The following is a 25,777-nucleotide window of genomic DNA, read 5'->3' as shown; positions in this document are numbered from 1 at the left end:
TATATGCAACAAAATAATGATTTAAATTTTGAACCTCAAGACGTTAATATTGTCAATTCTAAACAAGCGAAAAAAGCAGTTATTGCTACTGGCATTGGGAATGCAATGGAGTGGTTTGACTTTGGATTATACGCGTATTTAGCGGTAATATTAAGTCAATTATTCTTCTCAGGTGTGGATAATAGTGGTTTGCAACTTGTACTAACATTTGGTACATTTGCGGCGGCCTTTCTCGTTCGACCAATCGGAGGTATTTTCTTTGGTAGAATAGGAGATAAATACGGCCGAAAGATTGTTTTAAGTACAACTATTATTTTAATGGCACTTTCTACATTATTCATCGCATTACTACCAACCTATGAACAAATTGGTGTATGGGCACCAATACTACTTTTAATTGCTCGAATGATTCAAGGCTTCTCTACAGGCGGCGAATATTCAGGAGCAATGGTTTATATCGCAGAATCTTCTCCAGATAAAAAGCGTGGTATACTCGGTAGTGGTCTTGAAATTGGAACACTCTCAGGTTACATTGCTGCCTCGGTAATTGTTACCATTTTAACGTTATTATTAACAGATGAGCAAATGCTCAGCTGGGGATGGCGTATTCCTTTCTTAATTGCTGCACCAATTGGTTTGGTCGGTTTATATTTACGACGTCATTTAGATGAATCTCCAATCTTTCAAGAGATGGAAAAAGCACAAGAGGAATCTGAAGACAACGAACAATTTTCATTTATGGATATATTAAAATATCACAAAAAAGACTTCTTATTAAGCACAGTAATTGTTGCCTTCTTTAACATTACAAACTATATGATCCTTTCGTATATTCCTTCTTATTTAACACAAGTACTAAAAGTCAAAGAAACAACGGGCTTATTAATTATTTCAATTACGATGGCACTTATGATTCCACTGGCACTTTATTTCGGTAAATTAAGTGATAAAGTAGGTAATAAACGCGTAGTACAAATTGGCTTACTTGGTTTAGCATTATGTTCAATTCCAGCATTTTTATTAATTGGTAACGGACATATTGTAGCCATGTTTGCGGGTATTTTCATTTTAGGTTTCTTCCTTAGTGTATATGAAGGAACATTGCCTTCGTTATTACCAGCACTCTTTTTCACCGACGTACGTTATCGTGCGCTTTCTATCTCCTTTAATATTTCTGTATCTATATTCGGTGGAACAACACCGCTTGTATGTTCATACTTAGTTCATGCTACTGGTAACCCGCTCGCACCAGCATTTTATTTAACAGGTGTAAGTGTAATTGGATTAATTGTGTTTAGTGTACTGTTTGTCACAACCTCAGGACGTGCACTAAAAGGTTCTTACCCTACTGTAGAATCGAAAAAAGAAGCACATCAAATCGCTAAAGAGGACCCTGAAGAAACACTTTGGTGGCATGAAGAATCTTTAGAAATTGAAGCAGGAAAAAAAGCATAATTTGTGAAAAGCAACGTGGACTTTTACACAAAAAGACTCCTAGTTTAATAGGAGTCTTTTTGTATACATCATTTTCTCTTCTTCTTCAAACTCTTCTGATACGCATAAAGCTTATAAACCTCTTCCTTAAATTCATGCAGAAGTACAGTGTTTTCACCATTTGAATAACGCACTGCATTATACGCGTCTATAATAATATGACTCTGAATATTTACCTCTTCTTCATCATTAATTCTCTCTAGCCAAGCTTCAACAGTTTCTCCTCGTTCTCGGTTTAAAGGAGGAGATAGCTTACTCTCGAGTTTGAAAATTTCTTTTCGAATTTCGTTATGTGGTGGCTTATTTCGTTTGAAGCGTTTTTGGCTAATGCCTTCTTTATCAGTAATGATTGTAGATTCAAAGACAGGCATATTTGGTAAACTTAAATGTTTTCGTTTTTTTACTATTTTCCAAACGACGTAAATAACGATGGCTGTACAGGCTATTATTGTAATGCTATTTATGAGAGTTGGATCAAAAGGACGCTGCCCCAATTCTTCTTTAATTTGAGGATCTTTTAAATTTCCTTTATTCGACCAAAAGTCGTCTGTATCTTTTAATGCAGCTGCCGAGAACAATGGATTTAAAGCATAACCAAATCCTAAGGCAACTACTTGTATGATATAAGAAAAAAGAAGCCGAATATAAGGAAATATCGGAATAAGTAAAGCGCTAATTATTCCAATCGTAATAATAGAAGTGAAACGTAATAGTTGTTGATTACGATTGGAACCTGTTAACCAAAATGTAATCATAATGTGTAAAGTTAATAGTAACAATTTCCACAATGGCGGAAAGGGGGCATAAAATATAGCTGAAACGACAAACCATACAATACCGCCTAACGATTTTTGTACTGGATATCCCGGTCCAACAGAGTGTACGATAAAGAAAAACAGTGGTAATAATATTGTGCCTAAAATAGAGAAAGGTAGAAATAAAGAACAACCGATTATTTGAATAACTAACAGTAGTACAAAACCTGTTGTTTTTTTCTTCATAAATTTATGAAGAAAAAATACTCCTACATAACCGGTCACTAAAAATATAGCAATACCAATGAGTTCATCTCTTTCCGTTAATAATGAAAGAAGGAGGAGCAGAATAAAGTCATTAACGTGATAGAGCCAAGTTTTCAAGCTTTTCCACCATCCCTTCATTATTAATGAGGAACGTAGGCTGAGATAGAAGAGGGAGCTCCTTTTTCTGCAAACCAATGTATATCATTGTAGATGAGCGTTCCCTTTTTCTCGTTACATAGTGAAGAAATCCTTGTTTCGGAAGTAGCGTACTATCATCTGAAATACGTGCTAATTCTTCTAACGCTTTGGCGTAATGTGTTTGTCCTTCGTTTAATGGTAAAAGCAAAGGGCCACCTTCTGCTAAAACACTAATAAATAACTCAAACGGAATTTGATGCTTCGCTGCATATTGACAAATGTACGTTGTAAATGAAATAAGGTCTTCTACATTTTCTTTCCAACCAAACCCACGATCAGCAGCTAAAGAAAGACAAATCGTCCAACTATAATTTTTTACAGGTTCATATTGCTTCGCTTGTAACGCCTGCATTTTAGCAGATGCTTTCCAATGAATAGAGCGGAAAGATTCACGTTCATATCGTTTAACACCGATAATGGATGTTTCATCATTGTAAAAAGAGAAATTCGTTCGATACGAACCTGTTAATAGTTGCTGAAGTTCTTGTAAACCGGCTACCTCTTTAGGAGAAGGGTACACAATAATTTCAGTCTTTAACTTATCAAAAACAGGTAAATGTACAGTTAATAAATGAAAAGGATCTTTTAAAACACATTCGAACTGTTCAATTTGAAACACACCACGCTTCGTTGCGGTTAATGTTAAATCCCATTTTTGTGCTGAATGAGCAGGTTGTGAAAATGGGAAAGAAAATAACGTTTTCGATATTTGTTCAATCCCTTGATCTTTATGCGGTATAAGAGATGAATTTAAATGAAAATAACAAACGCCGTTAACGAGTGGTATATTTGCACCATTTTTTAAATGAATAAAAAACTGTCCAGATTCATCAGGGAAAAGCCGAGTTGTTTGTTTTTCATTTATAACTTGAAATCTTTTCTCTATGTAAGCGACATATTTATAAATGAAAATCGCAAATAAATAGTAGAAGAAAAAGAGAAACATAATAATTCGTTGCGGCAGAAAAAACGTAAATAGTATAGCGCCTGGCACAGTTAATTGAATAATATGGAGTTGGAAAAATAAAGGTACAGTTACAACGCGCTGTCCATTCATGCTTGTTCAATCTCCACAGGTACGTCAACTTCTTTTAAAATCCTTTGCGTGATTTCATTTTTTGTCGTGCGTAAGGCACCTTCCATCGATAAGACGATACGGTGATTCCAAACGGAAGGAACTAAAAATTGTATATCTTCAGGTGTGCAATATTCTCTGCCGCGTAAAAAGGCTAGTGCTTGAACCGCACGTACTAAAGCTAATGTAGCACGCGGGCTTACACCGTTAGCAATGTAATCATGATTTCTTGTAGCGTGAGCAAGCTTAATAATGTAATGTTCTAACGGTTCTGATACGAAAATTTCTTTCACTTGTTTCTGTGCTTCTAAAATGTCTTCTAAAGAAATGACAGATGTGACGCTTTCTAACGGTGCATTGTTACGAAAACGGCGCATCATTTTTAATTCATCTTCAGGAGACGGATAACCAATTGAAATCGTCATTAAAAAGCGATCAAGTTGTGCATCTGGAAGAGGGAAAGTTCCTTGTGATTCAATCGGGTTTTGCGTCGCAATAACAAAGAATGGTTTCGGAAGAGGAGTAGACTGCTTTTCAAGCGTTACTTGTCGTTCTTCCATCGCTTCTAACAAACTAGATTGTGTTCTCGGCATCGCGCGGTTAATTTCATCTGCAAGTAGTATATTTGTCATAACTGGTCCAAGTCTTAATTCGAATTCACTAGTTTTTGGATTGAAATATTCAATACCTGTTACATCACTCGGAAGTACATCAGGGGTAAATTGAACGCGAGAAAAATTACCACCAATGCTTTTAGAAATTGTTTTTGCTAGTAATGTTTTCCCGGTGCCAGGAACGTCTTCAAGCAGTACATGTCCATCAGCAAGTAATGAAACGAGGAGTAAATCAATTACATTTTCCTTACCGACAAAAACAGATCCTATGTTTTCTTTCAATTTAGTTATCATATGTATCATTCCTTTCAAAATAAAAGCGGATATTTCTATATTTTAACAAATTATTCAGAAAATTGATATGATTTTTTAATCTGAAGAAATGGATACTTAATTTTAAAATTCCACTTGCATATTTTGGAATATGATTATACAATATCGGTATACGATGTATCGTGAGTCGATATATCATGAAGCGATGTATCGGAGGTAGTTATAATGAATGCGAAAGCGCAAAAATACATTCCATTAACTGAGGCGACATATTACATATTGTTGTCACTTGTAAAGCCAATGCATGGTTATGGAATTATGCAAATGGTAGAAGAGATGACAAATGGGGAAGTAAAGCTCGGTCCTGGTACTTTATACGGGAATACGACGAAGTTATTAAAAGAAAAATTGATTGTTGAAGTTGCCTCTACCGATAGGAAGAAGTGCTACGAGTTAACACCATTTGGTAGAGAAGTGTTAGAGCTAGAGTATAACAGACTGCAGAGATCTGTAAGGAATGGAAACAGTATATTAGGGGAGTGAATGGAAGATGGAGACAAAAAGGGTATTTAAATTTTACGCGGGATGGAGTTTAGAAAAAGAGGAAGCCTTTTTAAGAAAAATGCATCAAAAAGGTTGGGCATTACAAAAATATAATATAATGTATACGTTTAAGAAAACTGAGCCAAAAGATGTAATATATAAAGCAGATTTTAGATTGGATTATAAAGATTCAAAAGAAAAACAAAAAGAGTATTTCGAAATATACGAAATGTCTGGTTGGAAACGCGTAACGAGTTTTACAGGATGGAATTATTTTTGTAAGGAAGTAGAAGAGGTAAATGAATTGCCTGATATATATTCAGACAAGGAAACGAGGATACAAAAACTTACTGAGTTGTTACAGTTCATTGCAATTATGTTTGCAATGTTAATTCCAGCGCTGTACTTATGTTTTTTTGGAGTATCAGAATCTGGATTATATAAAGGTATGATAGGATTTTTTGTTTGTATATATTTATATATATTTATTAATTTATTTTGGAAAATTAAAAAGTTAAAAAAGGAAATATTGTAACAAATCGTGAAATTTTTAAGAAGATGATTTCGTATTAGATTTATGGGAATCATCTTCTTTTGTTATGTAAAAAATTCTTTTTGTTCATTCTTTTTTATATAATAAAAACTATGTAATTAAGGCATAGAGCTAACGACAATAAAGCTAACACCTGTAACAACACCTAAAAAAATCATAAATGATGAAGAAACTATTAATAATAATGAACTACCGATTAATATTTTTCTATTAGATTTTTGATTTTTAAAATGATAATAAAGTAAACAGCCACAAATAGTTGATCCTATCCATATAAATAGTCCATAGGAAGTCGTTATTTTCTTCCAGTCGAAGATCCAAAAGTAGAGTATGATCACGTGGCAAAATAATAGTAGACATGTGGATGGAATCATTAATCTTTTATTAAATACCATTTGTTTCACCTCTCTTATGTAAAGATTACCAGAAGAGTATGGAGTTTAAAATATAATAAGGAAGAAATACGTTTTGTACTACCGCATTAAAAGGAAAAATCCCTTAAAGAAAAATCTATTTCTATAAGGGATAGTAATGATTTTATGAGAAAGACTGATTTTGCGCAGGTTTTATAAATTGTTCTGGGTTTTCAACAAGCCCACATACAGCACATTGGACGCGGTAAGTAGGTCCTTGATAAGCCATATGAAAAGCGTTCATCGTTTCATTTGTGTATTCTTCTTCTACTTGACCAGTTTGCGGATTTAATTTTACTGGTTTTACTTGTTGCTCAAGAATATTAAAGCGCGTTCGGTTCGTTTTACAGCTTGGACATAGCATTGGTTCCATATGTATACACCTCCATTTGTAGCATTTCTTAAGCGGTATGATTTTATGCAAGTAAAAAAACTTTCTCAATATAAATAGGTGTTTATTATATTTAAAATTCAGAAAAAATAAAATATAATAAATGTAAGAACTGGTTATGTCCAAACCAAATCTCCTGTTTTATGCCAATAAGCTGGGGGGCCGAGAAATCGGCCTCATTTTTTTGTGCTCATCTCAATAAGGTACAAGGTTTTTAAAAACATTTGTCGAATTTTTAGAGGTGAAGGTTAAGGGGGAATAATTATGAACTTAAAAATGAAATACATTATTTTATATGTAGAAAAGTTTGAGCAATGTCTTCAGTTTTATAAAGAAATTTTAAGATTGCCAATAAGAGCAGAGCACGGTACATATATTGAATTTGAAACAGGAGCAACAATTTTAGCGATGAATACACGAGAGGATGTTAAGGAGTTAACGGGACTACCTCTTACAGAAGGTGTACTACAATCTTCCCATTTTGAGTTAGGGTTTGTTGTAGAGGATGTAAAGGAAACGATTGAGAAATTAAAAGAACAAGGGGTGGAAGTTCTAGTTGAGCCAATCGTAAAACCGTGGGGACAAACAATTGCTTACATTGCCGATCCAGACGGTAATTATATTGAAATTTGTAGTTCATTAGAATAGAAGGAGAAAAAGAGGATGGGGTTTCCAAAATTAGAAACAGAACGTTTACTATTAAGAGAACTTACACTATTAGATGCAGAAGCGATGTTCCATTATTTTTCAAAAGAATCCGTTATTCGTTATTTCGGAATGGACTCTTTCGAAAATATTGAGCAAGCGAAAACGACTATTCAAACGTTTAGAAAGCGTAATGAAGAGGGAAGCGTATTTCGCTGGGGAATAGAGAAGAAAGGCACGGATCAATTAATTGGTACGTGTGGGTTTCATTTAATTAACAAGCATCATAAACGAGCTGAAATTGGTTATGAGCTAGATGATACATATTGGGGACAAGGATACGCAACCGAAGCACTGCAAGCAATGCTAGCTTACGGATTTGAAACGTTGCATTTTATAAGAATTGCAGCTGTCGTATATATAGAAAATGAAGCTTCCCGTAATTTATTAAAAAAATCCGGATTTCAAGAAGAAGGATTACTTCGAAAATATATGATTCAAAATGATGTTGCTCATGACACGGTCGTTTATTCATTATTAAAAGAAGATTGGCAAAAGTAATGAGCACAAATGAGATAATGAAGGTTATTAAGGACCATAAAGATGAGCGATTTATATTAGGTATAGACGGACTAAGTCGTTCGGGTAAAACAACGTTGGTTAAAAAATTAGAAGAAAATATGAAACGAAATGGAATCCCGTTTCATATTTTTCATATTGATGATCACATAACCGAGCGTAACAAGCGATATAATACTGGATTTGCAGAATGGTATGAGTACTATAACCTTCAATGGGATATCGATTGCTTGCAGCAAAACTTATTTCAAAAGTTACAAAGTGACATGCAATTAGAGTTGCCATACTATCATGATGAAACAGACTCATGTGAAATGAAAGAAATACAGCTTCCTTTAGTAGGTGTAATAATTGTAGAAGGAGTTTTTCTTCAACGAAAAGAATGGAGAGATTTCTTTCATTATATGGTGTATTTGGATTGTTCAAGAGAGACAAGGTTTCTACGTGAAAGTCCGGAAACGCAGAAGAACCTTCCAAAGTTTCAAAGTAGGTATTGGAAGGCTGAGGAGTATTATTTGGAAGTGGAATTGCCGAGGGAGAGAGCGGATTTAGTAATTACAAAATGAAGCTAAGTATCAAGAAATGCATGAAAAATTTGATAGCAAGATGAAAACCGCATTATCAGAGGGGAAAATGAAAGATCTTACGCCTGTAATGTTAAGCGATAATAAAGTTGTTTAAAAAATAATAAAATCCTTTAAAAAATAATAAAGTTCTTTAATTCTTATAGAACTAACCATGCAGGTTAGCTCTATAAAAAAAATTCAATTTATTACAAAGTGTAGAAAAGCATAATTTTTCAAAGGCAAAGCAAGAATGGGTATATTATGGAATGGTAGACAATAAGTTAACTGTCATCTATGTTGCCATGAAAGAGTTTAAATGGCATGAACTACAATTTGTAGGGCAGTTTATGAGTTCACAACAAAGAGAACGCTATAATATCATATTAAAATAAAAGAGGGGTAGAACATGCCATTCCATATAGGTAGTGCAAGAGCAGGTTTTACTAAGGTAAGTGGTACTAGGGGTAGGTGCATTCTATAAGTATTTAGGATATAGAGAAAACGGTAAAGATGTAATGGAACGACACGAAGCTTATGTTGAGGATATTCATGTAGAAACTGTAACGAAATACGGTAAAGTATACTGGAATACGATTGATAGTGAACTAGAATATGCAAAAAAAAAGATTAGTGAACTAGGATATACAGAAAAGGAAACTCTTAGAGATGTATTAATTAGGGCAGATAGATGTTTGAGAGACTATGGTTACGCTATAAAATAGTAGACTTTAGGAGAAATAAATCTATTTAAAGGGGTATCAAGGATGGGGAAATTCAAGAAAGACCAAAAGTAGTTGCACTTACATTTGAGGGGTTAACGCCATGTACCATTGTAAGAGTTGGTTGGATTTTTATTACGGTACAGGTAGAGGAAACAAAACATCTGTATTCGATTACAAAAGGTAAGATAGTTCCATTAGAAGAAGACAAATACTACTTATTAGAAGAGTGTATAAATGAAGAAGGTAACTTTGAAATAGGCGATGTGTTTGGTATTATTGATTCATCGAACTTAGAAAGTGTAAAGAAAGAATTTGCTAACAACGGTGAATTCGAGAAGAAAGATGGACAATATTATACAAGACTTAAAACAGGTAGTGAGTTACTGAAACAATACTTCAACTAATATTTCACAAAGGAGTATGCAATATGATTGAGATGAAACAGGTAAAAGTAGGGAGAGACCAAAAGGAGTCTCTTTTTGTTTTAAATGGTGAAGGTGACATTATATTAAGTACAGAGAAAAGGTCCATCTTAAACAGTTGGTGTAATCTATTAGGGATAGAGATACCGACTAATGTAAAAATAACAGAAGTAGACAATGTACATATAACTACATATCAAGTAGAGAAGACTGTCATGTGTAAGGAATTTATAGATAAGAAAGAAGTACCTTTAGGGGTATCTCCTTGTCTAACCTTTGTACCTATGAAAGACTGTGATGAATACATGGAAGTAATTGCTTACGTACATATTGACGAGAAAGTCACAACAATCTATATACCGCATGAAACTTCAAATGTATTTGTAGAGTTGTATACAGGAGAAGTAGACACTAGTGTAAAGTTACCATTTTTAAATTATAATTTCTAATTTCTAATAGGATGGTAGGAACATGATTCCAAATATAGAGCTAGGTATCAAAACGGTAAAGGGTCAAGACTTAAAATTAGGTGATATATTAAGTGCAGATGGGTTAATAGACACAGTTGTAGTAATAGACGAAGAAGGTAACTTACATACACAAGTAAATAGTGAACCATCAATGGCATTCGAGTTAGAAGGTTTTATCATAGTAGAGTGAAAATGACCTAATTTTGATATTTACGTACATATTTCAAGTGGGAAAATATGCTCAACTCACCCTATCAATAATTACAATGGGATTATCTGCTTACATTTGCTTGAACAAAAAGATGAAATGAGGCTTTCGATAAAAGTGAATAATCTTATTTATGTTAGGTATATAGACTAATAAAAAAATTTTATATTTTATTATTGGGAGGACGAAATAATGGATTTGGTAAACAAATTTTTAAACGGCTTGAGAGCAGCATTATCAACAGATGATCTCGAGGCACTAAATAAAGCGTACAGTGCTACAAAAGGTGATATTGATACATTAAGGTCAGAATATCCAAATTGTCCAGAATCACTAATCTCTTTACTTGAAAATATTGATGGTACATATTGGCGGAAATATGGAGAAAACAAAGTTGCGGTATGTATTTTAGGCTCAGATGTTGAAGAGTATCCATATTATTTGCTTTCTACACAGCAGATGCTCGAAAGTTCAAAAGAAGAAGAAGACGTCTCTTATCTTTTAGAATACCAAGATGACGAGGATACTGTTGATTCTAAGATAAATCCAAAAGGACTTCTCCCTGGCACTTATATTCATTTTTCAGACTGTATGAACAATGGTGGAACATCAAGACTCTATATTGATTTTAACCCTTCTGATGAAGGTGTATGTGGTCAAATAATTCGTTTTTTGCACGACCCTGATGAATATGAAGTGATTGCAAACAGCTTTGATGAGTATTTACAGGATCTTATTGATGGTGATTTTAATTTTCTAGAAGAAGAATCTCAATAATTTGTGAAGAATTACACTTCAACTAATGGGAGCTTTAGTTGAACAAGATTTAAACAAATTTATTATTTATATTTGTCTACAAACTCATTTAAAAGGTTAGAAATTAAACAACTTTAAAGAGCCTTACTACAATATGATTTGTAGCGAGGCTCTTATATTTTTAAATCAGAATTAAATAACATTATTATCACTTTACATGTAATTGAAAAAGCTGGTATATTCGAAAAGATTGAAAAAAAGTCGATTGAAGAAAAAGATGGTTTATATACTGTTGTTCTTGTAGCAAAATATAGTAAAGAACAACGTACCTTTATCATAACTTATAATGATAAAGAGGAAATAGCAGGTTTATATATTAAATAAAAACAGATACAGTGGAAGTTTCCACTGTATCTGTTTTTTTGTTTTAACCAAATTATGGTTATTCGCGCTAATATGAACACATAGCTATATAAAAGGGGTGGGTATTATGAAAACCGAAATAGTTCCCAAAAAGAAGTACAGTATAATAAGCTATATATCTTTACTCATCGGAATTATGTGTTTTTTATTCGTTTTTATAACTCCGACGAGAATAGCGAATGCGGGAAATATAGTTGGAGATTATGTAACGATTGCTCTTACAGGTGTAGGTATTATACTTTCAATAATCACAATGACGAAAAAAACGGAGAAAAAGGGGATAGCTATTATTTCATTAGTACTGTCCTCATCATTTTTTATATTTTGGATCATCGCAATTATTTTAGTTTTGACGGGTCAAGTTAGCTTCGCGCCGTAATGAGCAATAAAAAGAGTCCTTCATTAATAGAAGGACTCTTTTTATTCGGTATCTTCAGGTTGATATTCTAAAATATCCCCAGGTTGGCATTCTAATGCTTTACAAATAGCATCTAAAGTTGTAATTCTAATTGCTTTTGCTTTTCCATTTTTTAATATAGAAAGGTTAGCCATTGTAATTCCAACCTTCTCCGAAAGCTCTGTTACACTCATTTTTCTTTTAGCTAACATTACATCAATATTAATTATTATTGCCATGTTATTCACCTCAGACCGTTAAATCATTTTCTGATTTTATATCTATCGCATCTTTTAAAAGTCTTTGGAGAACGGCAGCAAAGACTGCGATAACCATTGAAGCAAAGATTAGGAGCATGCCAAGTATAATAATACCAGGTGCATCATCTCTTTCCGCTACAAGATAGAAGAGTGGCATACCTACCACATATAAAATACTGATTGTTACTGCACAGTTTTTTATCTTTTTTAAAGCTCTAACAGATAATTTCGAGAAAGCGTTACCCTTGTCAATAAAGCTTACAAGTTTAAAGGCTTGATATAGAGCAAAATAAAAAGGTATCACGGTTGCATATAGATTGATTAAAACAAGATATTTTATAAATGCAATATCCGGGAACAATTCCGCTGCATATTTCCCTATGTTAGGAACTAAAAATATACATAAAGCAAGAACAGGGATTCCAATCAGAATAATAGCTGTCTTTAAAAAGAGTGTTGATCCTTGTTTCATATAAAGCACCTCATTTAAATATTATCTATTTAATCTAACATGAAATTTATCGTTTAACAATAAATTTTTATTTATTATAATCTTGTTTTTATTGTTAAACCAATTTTGTATTTTAATGAAGATAATCATTCCTTCTTTTTGTAAATGATGTTATGTTAAAAGTAACGATTAAGTCGTTCTTATCCCGCTATTTGTGGGAGTCGGGCTGCCCGTAAAAGCCCGATTGGTGAAGGCTAATAATCAGTGGGGATGGAAAAAAAACCCTCTGATTAAAGTTTCACTTTATAGATAATAATTAATATGATTATACCTTTAGAATTTCTTCAACTACTACAAATAAATGAATAGTAAAAAGCCGATTATCCTTTAGATTACAAGAAATCGGCTTTTTTATACAAAAGATCGCTTAGCGTACGAAAATCGCTTTTTGTTGGCAGTGCCCTGTCACAATCAAGCTGAGAAAAACAAATAATCCAAAACGAGAAAATTCTTAAGTTGATGGATGTGTAATGCTACTCCTATGTTAAGGTTCGAGTCATTTGAAATAGCACCCTCTATATTGAGTGGTGTTAAAGCGACGTATATGATAAAAAAGATGTATCGCTTGTAAAAAAAATGCATCACCTTGAATGAGCTAATACGACAAGAATCCGTTTCGGGCTTAATTAGGGAATGCAGTACAGATCAGTATATAGTATACAAGCATTCCCTTTCTATAAATACGGTATGTTTTTAATATAATTAAAAGAAAATTTTTGTGTTCTTTAATATGATGTCACATAATACCAGTTTTTTCTATTTTTGTGATTTCTTTATATTCATTATTAAAGTCGTATTTGTTTGGTCTAGTATCATTTGGTGTATAAATAAATCCTGAAAAATTATCTAATATACCACGATAAGTAAAAAAGAAAACAGAAATACCATTTTTATTTTGTTGAATAATTACATCCCCACCGTTTTTGGAAGTGGATGCAAACTGTTTAGGTAAATGAATTTGTCTACTATCATAATGAACATTAGGAGTTAACTCTTTATGTTCTATAAGTGTTATAACTTTTTCACGGTCTTCTTTATAGATAATAAAATCTAAATTTATATAAATCTCATTAAATGGTATACATATCCAAGTAATTATTATGACTAATTGAATAATTAACGGTTTCCAATTTTTGTATTTGATAAGATGTATGATTGTGAAAATTAATATTAAGAAAAACAATCCATGAACTATTATTGAAAGAAATGGCATAACAAATGGGGTAAGGAATTCAACTAAATACCATTTGAAAAAATGATAAAGTATGAGAGCGAGACCGCTTATTAATGTAATTTTGGTTAAATTCTTATTCAAATTTTGAATCTCCTTTCTATACTAAAAACTATGTGATTTTAGTATGAATATAAAATATATTTTTTCATAAATTTCCCTTGTTTTCATTTTATTAACTTTGTGTGATTAATATTTTGAATATATCATAGATTTGAAATTAAATAAACGGACGTTGAATTTTTATATTTTATATAGAATAACAGTTAAATAAAAGTGAGGGAAGTTTTCAAAATAGACTAGTTTTTTATTTTAAATGTAATTTGATTTGTTTCATGAAATAGATCTGGTTCCGGTAAAATCAGTTGTAACAAGTGAACATTACGTTCATTGTGTATGTTATTCGTTTTTTATCGTTCTAGAAAACTGGTTATTGTTAGTTTCCTGACAGTGGGGAATTAATAATAAAAAAGAATAAATATAAGCTTGCGTAAATGTTATGGAAAATCAAATCCTTGTTTACATTGAGGATGTCGAAAACAGCTTATGGAGGAGCAACAATGATGAATCTTCGTAAAAAGATAATGAGGCTAGCATTAGTGGGAACGATTGTACTAGGTACAGGAAGCATAATGAACGATAACGAGGTAAAAGCTGAGACGAAAAAAGCAGGACAGCTCACTTCTTATTGTGGAAACGGGGCAGTACAGAAGTGAAAAAAACTCTGTGTTTCTTTTTAATTAATATATTTATTGGGAAAAACTTCGGAATTTCAGGCACAAATGCTCCTTCTATCCTATAATAGAAGCTATTCTGGACGTAAGCAATTTGTAAGGAATGAGTAAGAAAAAAGAGATTTTCATAGTATAAAATATTTATTATACCTGCGTATAACACCTACTACTAATAATGTGTTATAATACGAATTAGCAACATAAAGGAAAGGAATTAGAAAAAATGACATTACAAAATACTAAAAATTTAAAAAAACAAGTTGCTCCTTTTGAAAAATCAACGGCAAAAAAAAGTGTTTGGCAAATCATCAATACGGTAGTGCCATTTATTATCTTATGGTACCTTGCTTATAAAAGTTTGTCCGTTTCTTATTGGTTAGCATTAGTTCCAGCTGTGTTAGCCGCGGGATTTATGACACGGGTTTTCATTATTTTTCATGATTGTACCCATCATTCTTTCTTTAAAAGCCGTCGTGTAAATAGAATAGTAGGGACATGTATGGGTGTTTTAACTTTATTCCCGTTTGATCAATGGGGGCATGAGCATTCCGTTCATCACGCTACAAGTGGTAATTTGGATAAGCGAGGTACAGGAGATATTTGGACACTTACAGTGAATGAATATTTGGCAGCGCCATTTAGACTCCGTTTAGCATATCGTTTATATCGCAATCCATTGGTTATGTTTGGGTTAGGTCCGATTTATGTTTTCCTACTTAAAAATAGATTTAACAGAAAAGGTGCTAGAAAGAAGGAACGCATGAATACCTATTTGACGAATGTTTTAATCGTTGCTTTAATAGGGTTACTTTGCTGGACACTCGGATGGCAATCGTTTCTTTTAGTACATGGTTCCATATTCTTAATAGCAGGTTCAATAGGTATTTGGCTGTTTTACGTACAGCACACATTCGAGGATTCTTATTTTGAAGAAGATAAAGATTGGGAATATGTGAAAGCGGCAGTGGAAGGAAGTTCGTTTTATAAACTTCCCAAAATCCTGCAATTTTTAACTGGTAATATTGGATTTCATCATGTTCACCATTTAAGTCCAAGAGTACCTAACTATAAACTAGAAGAGGCACACAATAATACGCTTCCTTTAAAAAATGTACCAACGATTACTCTTGCTACAAGTTTGCGGTCAATTCGTTTCCGTCTTTGGGATGAGCAAAACAACAATTTTGTTACCTTTAAAGACGTCAAAAAATTAGTAAAAAACAATGTTTCTGTTCCAGTAAAATCAGAACTATAACTTCACCACATATAACTGACTCCCCTTAATCATTTTTGACTTAAGGGGAGTTTTTGTTTAACTAGTAGATGTACGATATGGAGAAAACTTAAATGATTTAAATTGTAATGGAGGTGGATTAGGAAACAGGCATTAATAAAGGAGACAGTAAATATGTTATGTTAACAATGTGAAGCGTTTGATACCACAACTTTTTTAATGAATATCATGCTTCGTCTCTGAGAATATTTCAATAGACAGGAAATGATGTAAACGTAATACCAAAGTATCTTAATCTGCAAAACAAATAACAATAAGAGTTATGAAGTTATTTTGAGATAATAAAATGCAAAACGGACAAACTCAATTATTCATGAATTTGTCCGTTTATCTTTTAGTGGAAACAGGGGAGTATGTAAACCACATGTGCATAAAGTGTAAAGCTGTTTAAAGATTTGTGTATTCAGCTAATCTGGTCTTTTTTGCAGTTGTTACTTTTTAGTTTGACCGGATAGTTCAACAGACTTTTGCGTACAACGCTGCATAGCTGAAATGATGGCTGTTCGTAAGCCTTTTTCCTCTAATGTTGCTACAGCTTCTATAGTTGTTCCGCCAGGGGAACAAACCATATCTTTCAATTCACCTGGATGTATGCCTGTTTCTAGTACCATTTTTGCAGAGCCTAACACAGCTTGAGCTGCGAATTTATATGCTTGATTTCTTGGCATACCATCTAATACAGCTGCATCTGCCATTGCTTCTATAATCATATATACATATGCTGGCGAAGAACCACTTACAGATGTTACAACATCCATTAATTTTTCACTTACGATCTCCGTTTGACCAAAACTATTGAAAAGGATTAATACATCTTCTAAATCTTTTTCTGTCACCATTTCATTAGGACATAGCGCAGACATTCCTTCTCCAACAAGAGCAGGTGTATTAGGCATTACTCGTACAACCTTCAACTTTTTATCAAAAGCATCTTCAGTACTTTTAATGCTTTTTCCTGCAGCGATCGTTACGACGATAACATCGTTTTTTATCACTTCTTTTATTTCGTTAATTATTGATGCGTATAGGTCTGGTTTAATTGATAAAATTAAAATATCAGCATTTTTAGCTACTTCATTGTTGTCAGTTGTTGTAGTTAGCCCATATTTTTCACTAGCATGTTTTAAATTAGTAGTGTTTAAATCTGAACAAATGATTTTATTTGAAGACACTATATTTTTGTTTATCATCCCGCCAATCATAGCCATTCCCATATTTCCGCATCCGATGAATCCAATTTGTTTGTCCATAATAACTCAATCTGGCTCCTTTTATCATAAATTATATCGGTTTCAAATTATTATTCTAAAATAACAATAACATCCAAGTGCAATATAAAGAAACATTCTAAGAGAATACGTTCTTTTTTGCAATACAAAAAATAAAGAAATCAATTTTATTCTGTACTAAACAAGTGCATTCTCAATTATTTAATATTTTATGTTATTTATTATTTGGTAACGTTTAAAAGCATGTTGGAGAATAGGTATAGTTATATCAACTTTTTCTAGATATGGTGATATTCATAAGTGTGTACATAATTTCATACTTAAGGCTTGTCGCTCTATTCATTTTGCAAAATACCTCTTGACACAAAAACGAAATATATAGCATAATATAAAAAATCAAATGGAAAATCGTTGAAGGGAAATAGTACATATGTCTTCTTGCGAAAGAGAGTGGAATTCACCGGCTGAAAGATTCCTCGTATAGAATGTATCGAACCTATCCCTGAGTCTTAAATGAAAGTTTAGGCGTACGCCTGCGTTATAGGCGCCAAGTGGATATCTGTGTATATCAATTAAGGTGGTACCGCGGAACAATGACCGTTTCGTCCTTTTTATTTTATTAAGGGCGAAGTGGTCATTTTTATTTTGCTCTTTAATAGGCTAGGTGCAGCACTGATAAGAATAGAAGCCGCTGTAAGCTGTATGAATAGAAGTGAAATTTATAAAAAACTTTGATTTTAGACTTGGGGGATAAAAAAGTGAAAAAACAACGAATTGTTGTAAAGATTGGGAGTAGTTCCTTGGCAGCAAGTCACGGAGGCATCTCTAAAGAACAACTTTCAGATCACGTTGCTGCATTGGCACGATTGAAAGAGGAAGGGCATGAAGTTTTACTAATTACATCCGGGGCAGTCGCTGCAGGTTTTTCTGCTCTAGGGTATCCTAGCAGACCTGTGACAATTAAAGGGAAACAGGCTGCTGCGGCTGTCGGACAAAGTTTATTAATGCAGGCATACACGGAGGAATTCCGTAAATATGGTATCGTTACTGCACAACTTTTACTAACGAGAAGTGATTTTTCTAGAAAAGAACAATACAGTAACGCTTACGCTACTTTAGGAGAGCTACTAAACCGTTCTGCTCTTCCTATAATCAATGAAAATGATTCCATTTCTTTAGAAGAGCTAACGTTCGGTGATAATGATATGCTGTCAGCTTTAGTAAGCGGACTTGTTTCGGCAGATATGCTCATGATTTTTACAGATGTGAACGGTTTATATGACCAAAATCCTCAGAAAAATGCGGATGCGAAAAAATATCATTTCCTTCCTGAGGTAACGGAAGAAATTGCTTCTCTTGCAGGAGATGCTGGCTCAAAACTTGGGACTGGCGGTATGAAATCAAAAATCGATGCTGCAAAGACGGCACTATCTCTTGGAGTGAGTGTATTTATCGGAACGGGATGTGGACAGGAGAAGTTTTTAGATGTTATGAAGGGCAAAGGTGATGGAACATATATCGGGAATGCTCCTCAAAAAGTGATTAAGATGAACAAGCAATGGATCGCCTTGCATTCGCTTGTTAGCGGACAAATTGAAGTAGATGCGGGGGCAGCCACTGCCATCATTCAACATGGAAAGAGTTTACTTCCTGCTGGTGTTACTAGTGTGTCTGGATTTTTCCGAGTGGATGAAGTCGTGGAAGTAATTACGCAACAAGGGCGCGTAATAGGAAAAGGACAATGCACATATAGCGCAGAGGAACTAAAGGATCTAAAAGGTATGCAAAGCCAAGATATTCAAGCAAGAGGCGAAAGGCATAATTATGAAGTCATCCATAGAGATCACTGGGTTTCATTGTAAGCTTTAATTCTAGTACAAGAAAGATTTAGATACTGGTGTTAAAGGGCTCTCAAACTGTAACCTTTAAAAAGGAGGAAATAAAATGAATGAAGTATTGGCAAAGGGAAAAAGAGCAAAAGAGGTTGCTCGAGAACTTGTTCTTAAATCTACGAGTCAAAAAAACGAAGCACTTGCTGCAATTGCTGAAAGGCTAATAGTAGAAACAGCTTATATTTTAAAGGAAAACAAACGAGATATTGAAGAAGGTAAGGCGAAAGGATTTTCCGATTCTCTTCTTGATCGTCTTATGCTCAATGAACAGCGTATTATTGATATGGCAGAGGGGATTAAGCAGTTAATTGAATTACGCGATCCTGTTGGAGAATGTGTAAGTGCATGGGAGCGACCAAATGGATTATCTATTCAGGAAATGCGTGTACCACTTGGTGTTGTCGGAATGATTTACGAGGCAAGGCCGAATGTGACAGTGGATGCTGCTACAATTTGCTTAAAAACAGGAAACGCAGTAATACTACGTGGTAGTTCTTCTGCTATTCATTCTAACAAAGCCATCGTTAGCGTTATTCACCGAGCGCTCAAACAAACAAGCTTGCCTCCAGAAAGTGTACAGCTCATAGAAGATACAACGCGAGATAGTGCAAAGCAGTTGTTTACATTGAATGAGTACTTAGATGTTCTTATCCCAAGAGGCGGCAAGCAGTTAATAGATACTGTAGTGAGAGAAGCATCTGTTCCAGTACTTGAAACAGGTGCTGGAAATTGTCATATTTTCATTGATGAAACAGCGGATAAACAAATGGCATTTGATATTATTATAAACGCAAAAACGCAGCGTCCATCTGTATGTAATGCAATAGAAACGATTGTACTTCATGAGAAGTGGGCGCAGCAATTTGGTAGCGAGCTGTTTTCTTCTTTGAAGGAAAGAGGCGTGGAGCTACGTGGAGATAGTAAAGCATTGGCAATTGATTCTTCTATTGCATTAGCTTCAGAAGAAGATTGGGAAACAGAGTTTTTATCTCTCACACTGGCAGTTAAAGTGGTTTCCACTACAGAAGAAGCGATTCATCATATAAATACGTATGGATCCATGCATTCAGAAGCGATTATTACAGAGAACGAGGAAAACGTCAGTAAGTTTTTCACATCTGTTGATGCCGCAGCACTCTACCATAATGCATCGACTCGTTTTACAGATGGATCTGAATTCGGATTCGGTGCAGAAATTGGCATTAGTACACAAAAGCTACACGTAAGGGGACCAATGGGGCTACCTGCATTAACTTCTACAAAATATGTGATTCGTGGAAATGGTCAGATTCGATAATAATAAAAGACACTCAATTCGTTTGGGTGTCTTTTGTTTTAAAGATTATTTATTTACCATACAAAAAGCCCCACAAGCATAGCGCTTAATAAGGAAACAGCCATTCCGCTAACAAGAAGTTTCCAAACATTTTTACCGATTATTGATGATTTTTCCCCGCCAAATAAAGAATTGTATGTTCCATAAATCATACCTACTGTACTAAAGTTTGCAAAAGAAGCTAGAAATGTTGTGGCAACTGCAATTGTATGTGGTTGTAAAGACTTTAGGTTTGATTTTAAATCCATCATTGCAACAAATTCATTCGTTGTTATTTTTATCCCCATTAATTCAGCTACATACATAGCATCTTTTCCTGATAAACCAAGTAAAAAAGCGAAGGGACTAAAGATAATCGAGAAGATTTTTTGAATTGTTAAACCTGTTACAAAAAAGCTCAAAATACCATTTAAACATGCTGTTAAAGCTACATACCCAATTACCATCGCTAAAATAACAATAACCATATTCATCCCAACTAACATACTGTTTGAAATAGTAGAAAAGAAATCTTTTTTTTCATTTTTTGAAGGTGAATAAATAACATCATCTTCTTTAGTAACTTCTACAGGATTTAAAACATTAGCCAAGATTAATGCGTTAATACAGTTTAAAGGAATAGCGCTGAAAATATATGTTGCTGGAACCATTGATAGATAAGCACCAAGAATGGATCCGCTGACGCTACTCATACTCATAATTCCAAAAGTCAACAAACGATTTTCTTTTAACACAGATAATTGATCACGAACAACTGCAAGTGCTTCCGTATTTCCTAAAAACATCATTTGAATGGAAAAGAAGCTTTCTAACTTTGGTAAACGAGAAATCTTTGAAATGATTGCACCAACTTTATCAATAATCCAAGTTAAGATTCCAAAATACGAAAGAATATCAAAGAAAGTGATAACAAAAATGATAGGAAGTAAGGCGCTAAAGAAGAAATCAACTGTTTGATTTTCCATAGCTGAAGGAAATACAAATCGAATTCCTTCATTCGCACATGATAGTAGCCAACTGAAAAATGACGCAATTTTATTAATGATAATACTGCCCAATTTCGTACCTAACATAAACCACGTAATAAAAAGCTCCAATATTATTAGAATAACGATTGGTCTCCATTTTATTTTTCTTTTATTAGGCGAACATAGGAAAACGATTAATATTACAACGAAAATCCCTAACATATTTAATATGAAATGCATGTCAACAACTCCTTGAGGCTTATCCCGCATTAACAGGCAGTAAGACTTCCACCTCAAAATTCGCGAATGCGAGGGAGTTGGTGGGAGTTAACTGCCCATAAATGCCCGATTGGTGAAGGCTAATAATCAGTGGGGATGGACAAAACTCCCACTGATTAAAGTTTCGCTTTATTATTTGTATATAAAAAAGCCTCTATTCTTCCAAATTTGGATTATGATCAGAAGTTATGAAGAATGTAAATTATGTTTGGGATTAATCTATTTCAATTTATGTACTAAAAATTAATGTTTTTTCGCTTTATAAAGGATATGTATTAATAATGTAAAGCAACAAAATAAATCTATTGGTAGAACGAAGGACAATTAATAGCTGCATCCATTTTTAAATTGTTTAGGTGAAATACCAGTATGTTTTTTAAAGACCTTTGTAAAATGACTCTGATCATGAAAATTTAATAGTGTAGAAATTTCGGATATAGAATGTCTCGTAAAGGTCATTAAATTTTTTGACTCATCAATCTTAGCACGCTGAATATATTCGCCTAATGAAATTCCAACCTCTTTTTTGAAAAGGGAAGATAGATAACTAGGATTTAATGCGACTATTTCTGCTAGATGGGATAGTGTAATATCTTCGTAAAGATGAGTAAATATATAATTTTGACATATGTTTATAGGCTTTAAATGTTTTTGCATTTTCCCGTTTTTAACTCGTTCTGAGAACTCAAGTAAAGCATTCTCTAAAAATGGGGAAATGGCTTCACTTTTTTTTATTTCTTCGAGTTTTTGAATTAATAAATCACTGAGGGTATATGCGATTTCAGGGAATAGTCCGCCATCTATAGCCGACCTTGTCGCAAGTGTAATTGCTGCGATGGCAGAATTTTTTTGGCTTCGCAGGTGGCTTGTTTTTGACAACACCCCAAGATCTCCTGATTCAGGTAATTTTCTTAGATTTTTAATTAAATCATCCTTTTTTCCTTCTTTAATACACTCAAATATTTTCCTTTCAACTAGTGGATCGATATGAGTTAGTGTACTTTGACGTTGCTCCGATATATGTATAGCGGGCTGTTCAATTTCAAAATCATCCTTTTTTAACAGTATATTTTTTTGCGAAATATCAGCAATGTCTAATTTTTGTTGATACAGCATGTAATAAAGAACCATGCTTATATTTAAAAATTGCAAATTGCTTAAAACAGGGAGCGATTGATAATAGCGAATCATTTCCTCTTTGTTTATTTTTAGTTGAAGATCATTAACGATTCCTTTAATTGAGGTTTCTGATAACCTGGAATAAAGGACTGGTCCAACGATGATATTCCCGCAAAGTTGATCGTTTAAACGTAAGTTAATTGAGAAAAAATTTTCAAGAAAGGCAGTCTCTTCAAGTACCGGAAAAGTATATGGTGGATTTCCCCTAAATAGTTGATTAAATAACGCCTCTTTTGAAGAATACAAAGGGTTATGCTGAATATTGGACGAGATTTCAAATGCCAAATCCCCTTTGTTATCAATGAAAAAGATAGGTGTTTTATGTATGTCAAAGACCAACTTACAAATATAATATAAATCTTCAAGTTTGGAGCAATTCATTATTTTAACCTCTATTCTTTAAACATTAGCCTATATATGTACAAGTTAAAATCCTCTCCTAAGCAAAGGTTTTAAAATAAGAGCGAAAGAGAGTACGGTATAACCATAAATATAATCAGCTAAAATTTTTACCATTATTCTAAAAAACATACCATAATATCTAAAAAATAATAACTATAATAACATTAAGAAAGCGTTTACTTAATTATTTTTTAGGAGGGCTATTATGAAAAGGGATATTAAGAAAATCATTTCACAAATGACATTAGAAGAAAAGGCAAGTCTATGTTCTGGATTAGACTTTTGGAATACAAAAGGGATTGAGCGATTAGGAATTCCTTCAATTATGGTAACTGATGGACCACACGGACGTAGAAAACAGGCAGAGGGAGCAGATCACTTAGGGATTTATAACAGTATTCCAGCGACTTGTTTCCCTTCAGCAGTAGGGTTAGCTAGTACATGGAATAAAGAATTAATAAAACAAGTAGGAGTTGCATTAGGAGAAGAATGTCAGGCTGAAAATGTAGGTGTTCTCCTTGGACCAGGTGCAAATATAAAACGTTCGCCACTATGCGGAAGAAACTTTGAATATTTTTCAGAGGACCCATATTTATCATCACAAATGGCTGCAAACCATGTTAAAGGTGTACAAAGTCAAGGGGTTGGAACGTCATTAAAACATTTCGCTGCTAATAATCAGGAGCATCGCAGAATGTCTGTAGATGCAATTGTTGATGAAAGAACATTGCGTGAAATCTATCTTGCTAGCTTTGAAGATGTTATTAAGGAAGCACAGCCTTGGACAGTAATGAGCGCTTACAACAAAGTGAATGGTGAATACGCTTCGGAAAATAACTATCTATTAAATGATATTTTAAAAGATGAATGGGGATTTGAAGGTTTTGTCGTTTCTGATTGGGGTGCAGTAAATGAGCGTGTTGCAAGTTTAGCTAACGGTTTGGAGTTAGAAATGCCTTCAAGCTTTGGAATTGGTGAGAAGAAAATTGTCGACGCAGTTAACTGTGGTAAGCTATCTGTAGAAAAGCTTGATCAAGCGGCAGAGCGTCTTCTTTACATTATTTTTAAAGCTTATGATAACCAATTAGAAAACGCTGTGTATAGTAAGGACGCGCATCATCAGCTTGCAAGAGAAGTTGCAAGTGAAAGTATGGTTATGTTACAAAATGAAGCTTCCATTCTTCCGCTGAAAAAAGAGGGAACGGTAGCAGTAATTGGAGGGTTTGCAAAGCAACCACGTTTTCAAGGTGGCGGAAGCTCTCATATTAATCCAACAAATCTTGAAAGTATTCTCGAAGAAATTGAAGCGGTATCAGGTGAAAAAACGAACATATTATTTGCCCAAGGCTATGACATTGCAAGTGATGATGTAAATGAAAGCATGGTTAATGAAGCAAAAAAAATAGCAGAGCGAGCAGATACAGCGGTCCTTTTCGTTGGACTTCCAGATCGTTATGAATCTGAAGGCTTTGATCGAAAGCATTTACAGATGCCAGAAAATCATGTGCAATTAATTGAGGCTATCGCTGAAGTTCAAAGTAATATCGTTGTAGTTTTAAGTAACGGTGCTCCAATTGAAATGCCATGGATAGGTAAAGTAAAAGGAATACTTGAAGGCTATTTAGGTGGCCAAGCATTAGGCGGGGCGATTGCCGATATATTATTTGGTGATGCGAATCCAAGCGGGAAATTAGCGGAAACATTCCCGAAAGTGTTAAGCGATAATCCTTCTTACTTAAACTTCCCTGGTGAAGGGGACAAAGTGGAATACAAAGAAGGTGTGTTCGTCGGATACCGTTACTACGATGCGAAAAATATTGAACCGTTGTTCCCATTTGGTTTTGGATTAAGCTATACAAATTTTGAGTATAGTAATCTTTCAATAAATAAGAAAGAGATAACGGATACGGACACTGTTTCTATCAGTGTGAACGTGAAAAATACTGGTAGTAGAGCAGGGAAAGAAATTGTTCAGCTTTATATAAAAGATGTTGAAAGCAGCATGACTCGTCCTGAAAAAGAGCTAAAAGGATTTGAAAAAGTAGAATTGCAACCGGGAGAAGAAAAAACGGTTAGCTTTACTTTAAATAAAAGATCATTTGCTTATTATAATGTTGAATTAAAGGACTGGCATGTTGAAACAGGTGAATTTGAGATTTTAGTAGGAAAGTCTTCAAAAGAGATCGTTTTACATGATAGCATGTATGTTCAATCAACGACTATAACTCAAAAACCAGTGCATCGTAATACGTTACTTGGGGACATATTTACGGACCCAATCTTAGCACCAATCGCAAAAGGGCTTATGGAAAAAGCATTAAAAGACAGTCCGTTTGGTAGTATGACTGAAGGGGATAGTGATGCATCTGAAATGATGGACGCTATGCTGAACTATATGCCATTACGAGCATTAGTGAACTTTAGCGCAGGTGCTTTTACAGAAGAAATGTTAAGTGAAATAATTGGGATATTGAACGATGCGCAGATGAATTGATAAGTGGCGAATGAGAGGAAGCTAGGCGGGAGATAATGGCCCGGAAATGCCTAATTAAAGTTTTACTTTATCCATTGAACATTCTTTGTTGAATATTAATTAAGCTTAATAATTCATTGCAGGATGTTTCTCCAGCACGCAAAAAGGCAAATGAGAGTTAGAATCTCATTTGCTTTTTTTGTACTTATTTTGCTAAATGTAGAA

At 33.9% G+C, this 25,777-nt stretch carries 26 protein-coding genes, 4 pseudogenes and 1 other annotated feature; of the genes and pseudogenes, 19 read left to right on the top strand and 11 right to left on the bottom strand.

The features are described from left to right. Positions 1 to 3 precede the first annotated feature (3 nt). Positions 4 to 1,455, top strand: a complete 1,452-nt coding sequence (locus MR066_RS02580) for an MFS transporter (protein WP_012261183.1) — start codon at positions 4 to 6, stop codon at positions 1,453 to 1,455. 68 nt (positions 1,456 to 1,523) lie between these two features. Here the strand turns inward: MR066_RS02580 and MR066_RS02575 are convergent, their stop codons facing one another. Genes MR066_RS02575 through MR066_RS02565 form a run of 3 tightly spaced genes read right to left on the bottom strand, consistent with a single transcriptional unit; the run spans position 1,524 to position 4,697 of the window. Continuing rightward, positions 1,524 to 2,633 carry a DUF4018 domain-containing protein gene (locus tag MR066_RS02575; protein ID WP_242245853.1) on the bottom strand — a complete coding sequence of 370 codons (1,110 nt, stop codon included), beginning with the start codon at positions 2,631 to 2,633 and terminating at the stop codon, positions 1,524 to 1,526. Beyond that, positions 2,608 to 3,771 (bottom strand): DUF58 domain-containing protein, encoded by a 1,164-nt coding sequence (locus MR066_RS02570; RefSeq protein ID WP_242245835.1) that lies wholly within the window; start codon positions 3,769 to 3,771, stop codon positions 2,608 to 2,610. Before MR066_RS02570 ends, MR066_RS02575 begins: the two co-directional genes overlap by 26 nt. After that, the gene (locus MR066_RS02565; RefSeq protein WP_003190194.1) at positions 3,768 to 4,697 is read right to left on the bottom strand and encodes an AAA family ATPase; all 930 of its coding nucleotides are present in this window, start codon (positions 4,695 to 4,697) and stop codon (positions 3,768 to 3,770) included. The genes MR066_RS02570 and MR066_RS02565 overlap by 4 nt, the downstream gene beginning before the upstream one ends. 204 nt (positions 4,698 to 4,901) lie before the next feature. Between MR066_RS02565 and MR066_RS02560 the strand changes: the two genes are divergently transcribed. Beyond that, on the top strand, positions 4,902 to 5,219 hold the full coding sequence (locus MR066_RS02560; protein WP_000991891.1) for a PadR family transcriptional regulator: 318 nt from the start codon (positions 4,902 to 4,904) through the stop codon (positions 5,217 to 5,219). Between the two features lie 7 nt (positions 5,220 to 5,226). Beyond that, positions 5,227 to 5,754, top strand: a complete 528-nt coding sequence (locus MR066_RS02555; RefSeq protein ID WP_098635649.1) for a DUF2812 domain-containing protein — start codon at positions 5,227 to 5,229, stop codon at positions 5,752 to 5,754. 116 nt (positions 5,755 to 5,870) lie between these two features. On the opposite strand, the gene MR066_RS02550 is transcribed toward MR066_RS02555, so the two are convergent. Both MR066_RS02550 and MR066_RS02545 read right to left on the bottom strand, forming a co-directional pair. Beyond that, positions 5,871 to 6,167: a hypothetical protein gene (locus MR066_RS02550; RefSeq protein WP_242246091.1), complete on the bottom strand. Its 297-nt coding sequence runs from the start codon at positions 6,165 to 6,167 to the stop codon at positions 5,871 to 5,873. Positions 6,168 to 6,309: 142 nt separating this feature from the next. Next, on the bottom strand, positions 6,310 to 6,558 hold the full coding sequence (locus MR066_RS02545) for a hypothetical protein (RefSeq protein WP_000433610.1): 249 nt from the start codon (positions 6,556 to 6,558) through the stop codon (positions 6,310 to 6,312). 282 nt (positions 6,559 to 6,840) lie between these two features. Between MR066_RS02545 and MR066_RS02540 the strand changes: the two genes are divergently transcribed. From MR066_RS02540 to MR066_RS02495, 11 genes and pseudogenes are all read left to right on the top strand, one after another. Next, positions 6,841 to 7,224: a VOC family protein gene (locus MR066_RS02540; RefSeq protein ID WP_242245833.1), complete on the top strand. Its 384-nt coding sequence runs from the start codon at positions 6,841 to 6,843 to the stop codon at positions 7,222 to 7,224. A gap of 15 nt (positions 7,225 to 7,239) precedes the next feature. Beyond that, on the top strand, positions 7,240 to 7,782 hold the full coding sequence (locus MR066_RS02535) for a GNAT family N-acetyltransferase (protein ID WP_002032891.1): 543 nt from the start codon (positions 7,240 to 7,242) through the stop codon (positions 7,780 to 7,782). Beyond that, positions 7,782 to 8,366, top strand: coding sequence for a kinase (locus MR066_RS02530; protein WP_016101152.1), 585 nt, complete (start codon positions 7,782 to 7,784; stop codon positions 8,364 to 8,366). Before MR066_RS02535 ends, MR066_RS02530 begins: the two co-directional genes overlap by 1 nt. After that, positions 8,356 to 8,457: pseudogene (locus MR066_RS27470) on the top strand (DUF3887 domain-containing protein); the annotation flags it as partial. The gene MR066_RS02530 and the pseudogene MR066_RS27470, both read left to right, overlap by 11 nt. A 361-nt stretch (positions 8,458 to 8,818) precedes the next feature. After that, the gene (locus MR066_RS02525; protein WP_242245832.1) at positions 8,819 to 9,088 is read left to right on the top strand and encodes a hypothetical protein; all 270 of its coding nucleotides are present in this window, start codon (positions 8,819 to 8,821) and stop codon (positions 9,086 to 9,088) included. A gap of 42 nt (positions 9,089 to 9,130) precedes the next feature. Further along, positions 9,131 to 9,492 (top strand): annotated as a pseudogene (locus tag MR066_RS27275) (hypothetical protein). Positions 9,493 to 9,515: 23 nt separating this feature from the next. Next, entirely contained in the window at positions 9,516 to 9,959 is a 444-nt protein-coding gene (locus MR066_RS02515) for a hypothetical protein (protein ID WP_002032882.1), read from the top strand. Between the two features lie 22 nt (positions 9,960 to 9,981). Continuing rightward, positions 9,982 to 10,170 (top strand): hypothetical protein, encoded by a 189-nt coding sequence (locus tag MR066_RS02510; protein WP_016101154.1) that lies wholly within the window; start codon positions 9,982 to 9,984, stop codon positions 10,168 to 10,170. A gap of 210 nt (positions 10,171 to 10,380) precedes the next feature. Beyond that, a complete protein-coding gene (locus MR066_RS02505; protein WP_242245831.1) occupies positions 10,381 to 10,965 on the top strand; it encodes an SMI1/KNR4 family protein in 585 nt (194 codons plus the stop codon). Positions 10,966 to 11,163: 198 nt separating this feature from the next. Beyond that, positions 11,164 to 11,328, top strand: a pseudogene (locus MR066_RS02500) (DUF3887 domain-containing protein); the annotation flags it as partial. A gap of 106 nt (positions 11,329 to 11,434) precedes the next feature. Beyond that, positions 11,435 to 11,746, top strand: a complete 312-nt coding sequence (locus MR066_RS02495; protein WP_002190010.1) for a hypothetical protein — start codon at positions 11,435 to 11,437, stop codon at positions 11,744 to 11,746. Positions 11,747 to 11,787: 41 nt separating this feature from the next. On the opposite strand, the gene MR066_RS02490 is transcribed toward MR066_RS02495, so the two are convergent. From MR066_RS02490 to MR066_RS02480, 3 genes and pseudogenes are all read right to left on the bottom strand, one after another. Then, positions 11,788 to 12,003, bottom strand: a complete 216-nt coding sequence (locus MR066_RS02490) for a helix-turn-helix domain-containing protein (RefSeq protein ID WP_000974615.1) — start codon at positions 12,001 to 12,003, stop codon at positions 11,788 to 11,790. 10 nt (positions 12,004 to 12,013) lie between these two features. Beyond that, the gene (locus MR066_RS02485) at positions 12,014 to 12,496 is read right to left on the bottom strand and encodes a DUF2975 domain-containing protein (protein ID WP_002032872.1); all 483 of its coding nucleotides are present in this window, start codon (positions 12,494 to 12,496) and stop codon (positions 12,014 to 12,016) included. 764 nt (positions 12,497 to 13,260) lie between these two features. Then, positions 13,261 to 13,850: pseudogene (locus MR066_RS02480) on the bottom strand (hypothetical protein). 476 nt (positions 13,851 to 14,326) lie between these two features. On the opposite strand from MR066_RS02480, the gene MR066_RS02475 reads away from it, so the two are divergent. Both MR066_RS02475 and desA read left to right on the top strand, forming a co-directional pair. Beyond that, complete coding sequence (locus MR066_RS02475; RefSeq protein WP_002168135.1) at positions 14,327 to 14,482, top strand: hypothetical protein; 156 nt, start codon at positions 14,327 to 14,329, stop codon at positions 14,480 to 14,482. Positions 14,483 to 14,723: 241 nt separating this feature from the next. Then, positions 14,724 to 15,755: a Delta(5) desaturase DesA gene (gene desA, locus MR066_RS02470; protein ID WP_242245830.1), complete on the top strand. Its 1,032-nt coding sequence runs from the start codon at positions 14,724 to 14,726 to the stop codon at positions 15,753 to 15,755. Positions 15,756 to 16,225: 470 nt separating this feature from the next. On the opposite strand, the gene proC is transcribed toward desA, so the two are convergent. Continuing rightward, entirely contained in the window at positions 16,226 to 17,044 is an 819-nt protein-coding gene (gene proC, locus MR066_RS02465; RefSeq protein WP_215588283.1) for a pyrroline-5-carboxylate reductase, read from the bottom strand. 381 nt (positions 17,045 to 17,425) lie between these two features. Further along, positions 17,426 to 17,636: a binding site (T-box leader), on the top strand. Positions 17,637 to 17,781: 145 nt separating this feature from the next. Between proC and proB the strand changes: the two genes are divergently transcribed. Both proB and MR066_RS02455 read left to right on the top strand, forming a co-directional pair. Then, complete coding sequence (gene proB / locus MR066_RS02460) at positions 17,782 to 18,885, top strand: glutamate 5-kinase (protein ID WP_242245829.1); 1,104 nt, start codon at positions 17,782 to 17,784, stop codon at positions 18,883 to 18,885. An 82-nt stretch (positions 18,886 to 18,967) separates the two neighbouring features. Continuing rightward, complete coding sequence (locus tag MR066_RS02455) at positions 18,968 to 20,212, top strand: glutamate-5-semialdehyde dehydrogenase (RefSeq protein ID WP_215583754.1); 1,245 nt, start codon at positions 18,968 to 18,970, stop codon at positions 20,210 to 20,212. Between the two features lie 53 nt (positions 20,213 to 20,265). Here the strand turns inward: MR066_RS02455 and MR066_RS02450 are convergent, their stop codons facing one another. Beyond that, the gene (locus MR066_RS02450; protein WP_002127907.1) at positions 20,266 to 21,459 is read right to left on the bottom strand and encodes a NupC/NupG family nucleoside CNT transporter; all 1,194 of its coding nucleotides are present in this window, start codon (positions 21,457 to 21,459) and stop codon (positions 20,266 to 20,268) included. Between the two features lie 363 nt (positions 21,460 to 21,822). Then, complete coding sequence (locus MR066_RS02445) at positions 21,823 to 23,058, bottom strand: helix-turn-helix domain-containing protein (protein ID WP_242245828.1); 1,236 nt, start codon at positions 23,056 to 23,058, stop codon at positions 21,823 to 21,825. Positions 23,059 to 23,284: 226 nt separating this feature from the next. Between MR066_RS02445 and MR066_RS02440 the strand changes: the two genes are divergently transcribed. Beyond that, entirely contained in the window at positions 23,285 to 25,573 is a 2,289-nt protein-coding gene (locus MR066_RS02440; RefSeq protein WP_242245827.1) for a glycoside hydrolase family 3 C-terminal domain-containing protein, read from the top strand. The last annotated feature ends 204 nt before the right edge of the window (positions 25,574 to 25,777 follow it).

The organism is Bacillus cereus group sp. BfR-BA-01523, assembly GCF_022662615.1.
GTDB lineage: Bacteria > Bacillota > Bacilli > Bacillales > Bacillaceae_G > Bacillus_A > Bacillus_A mycoides.
The sequence above is the reverse complement of the archived record's forward strand: the minus strand, read 5'-3'. Positions and strand labels throughout refer to the sequence as shown.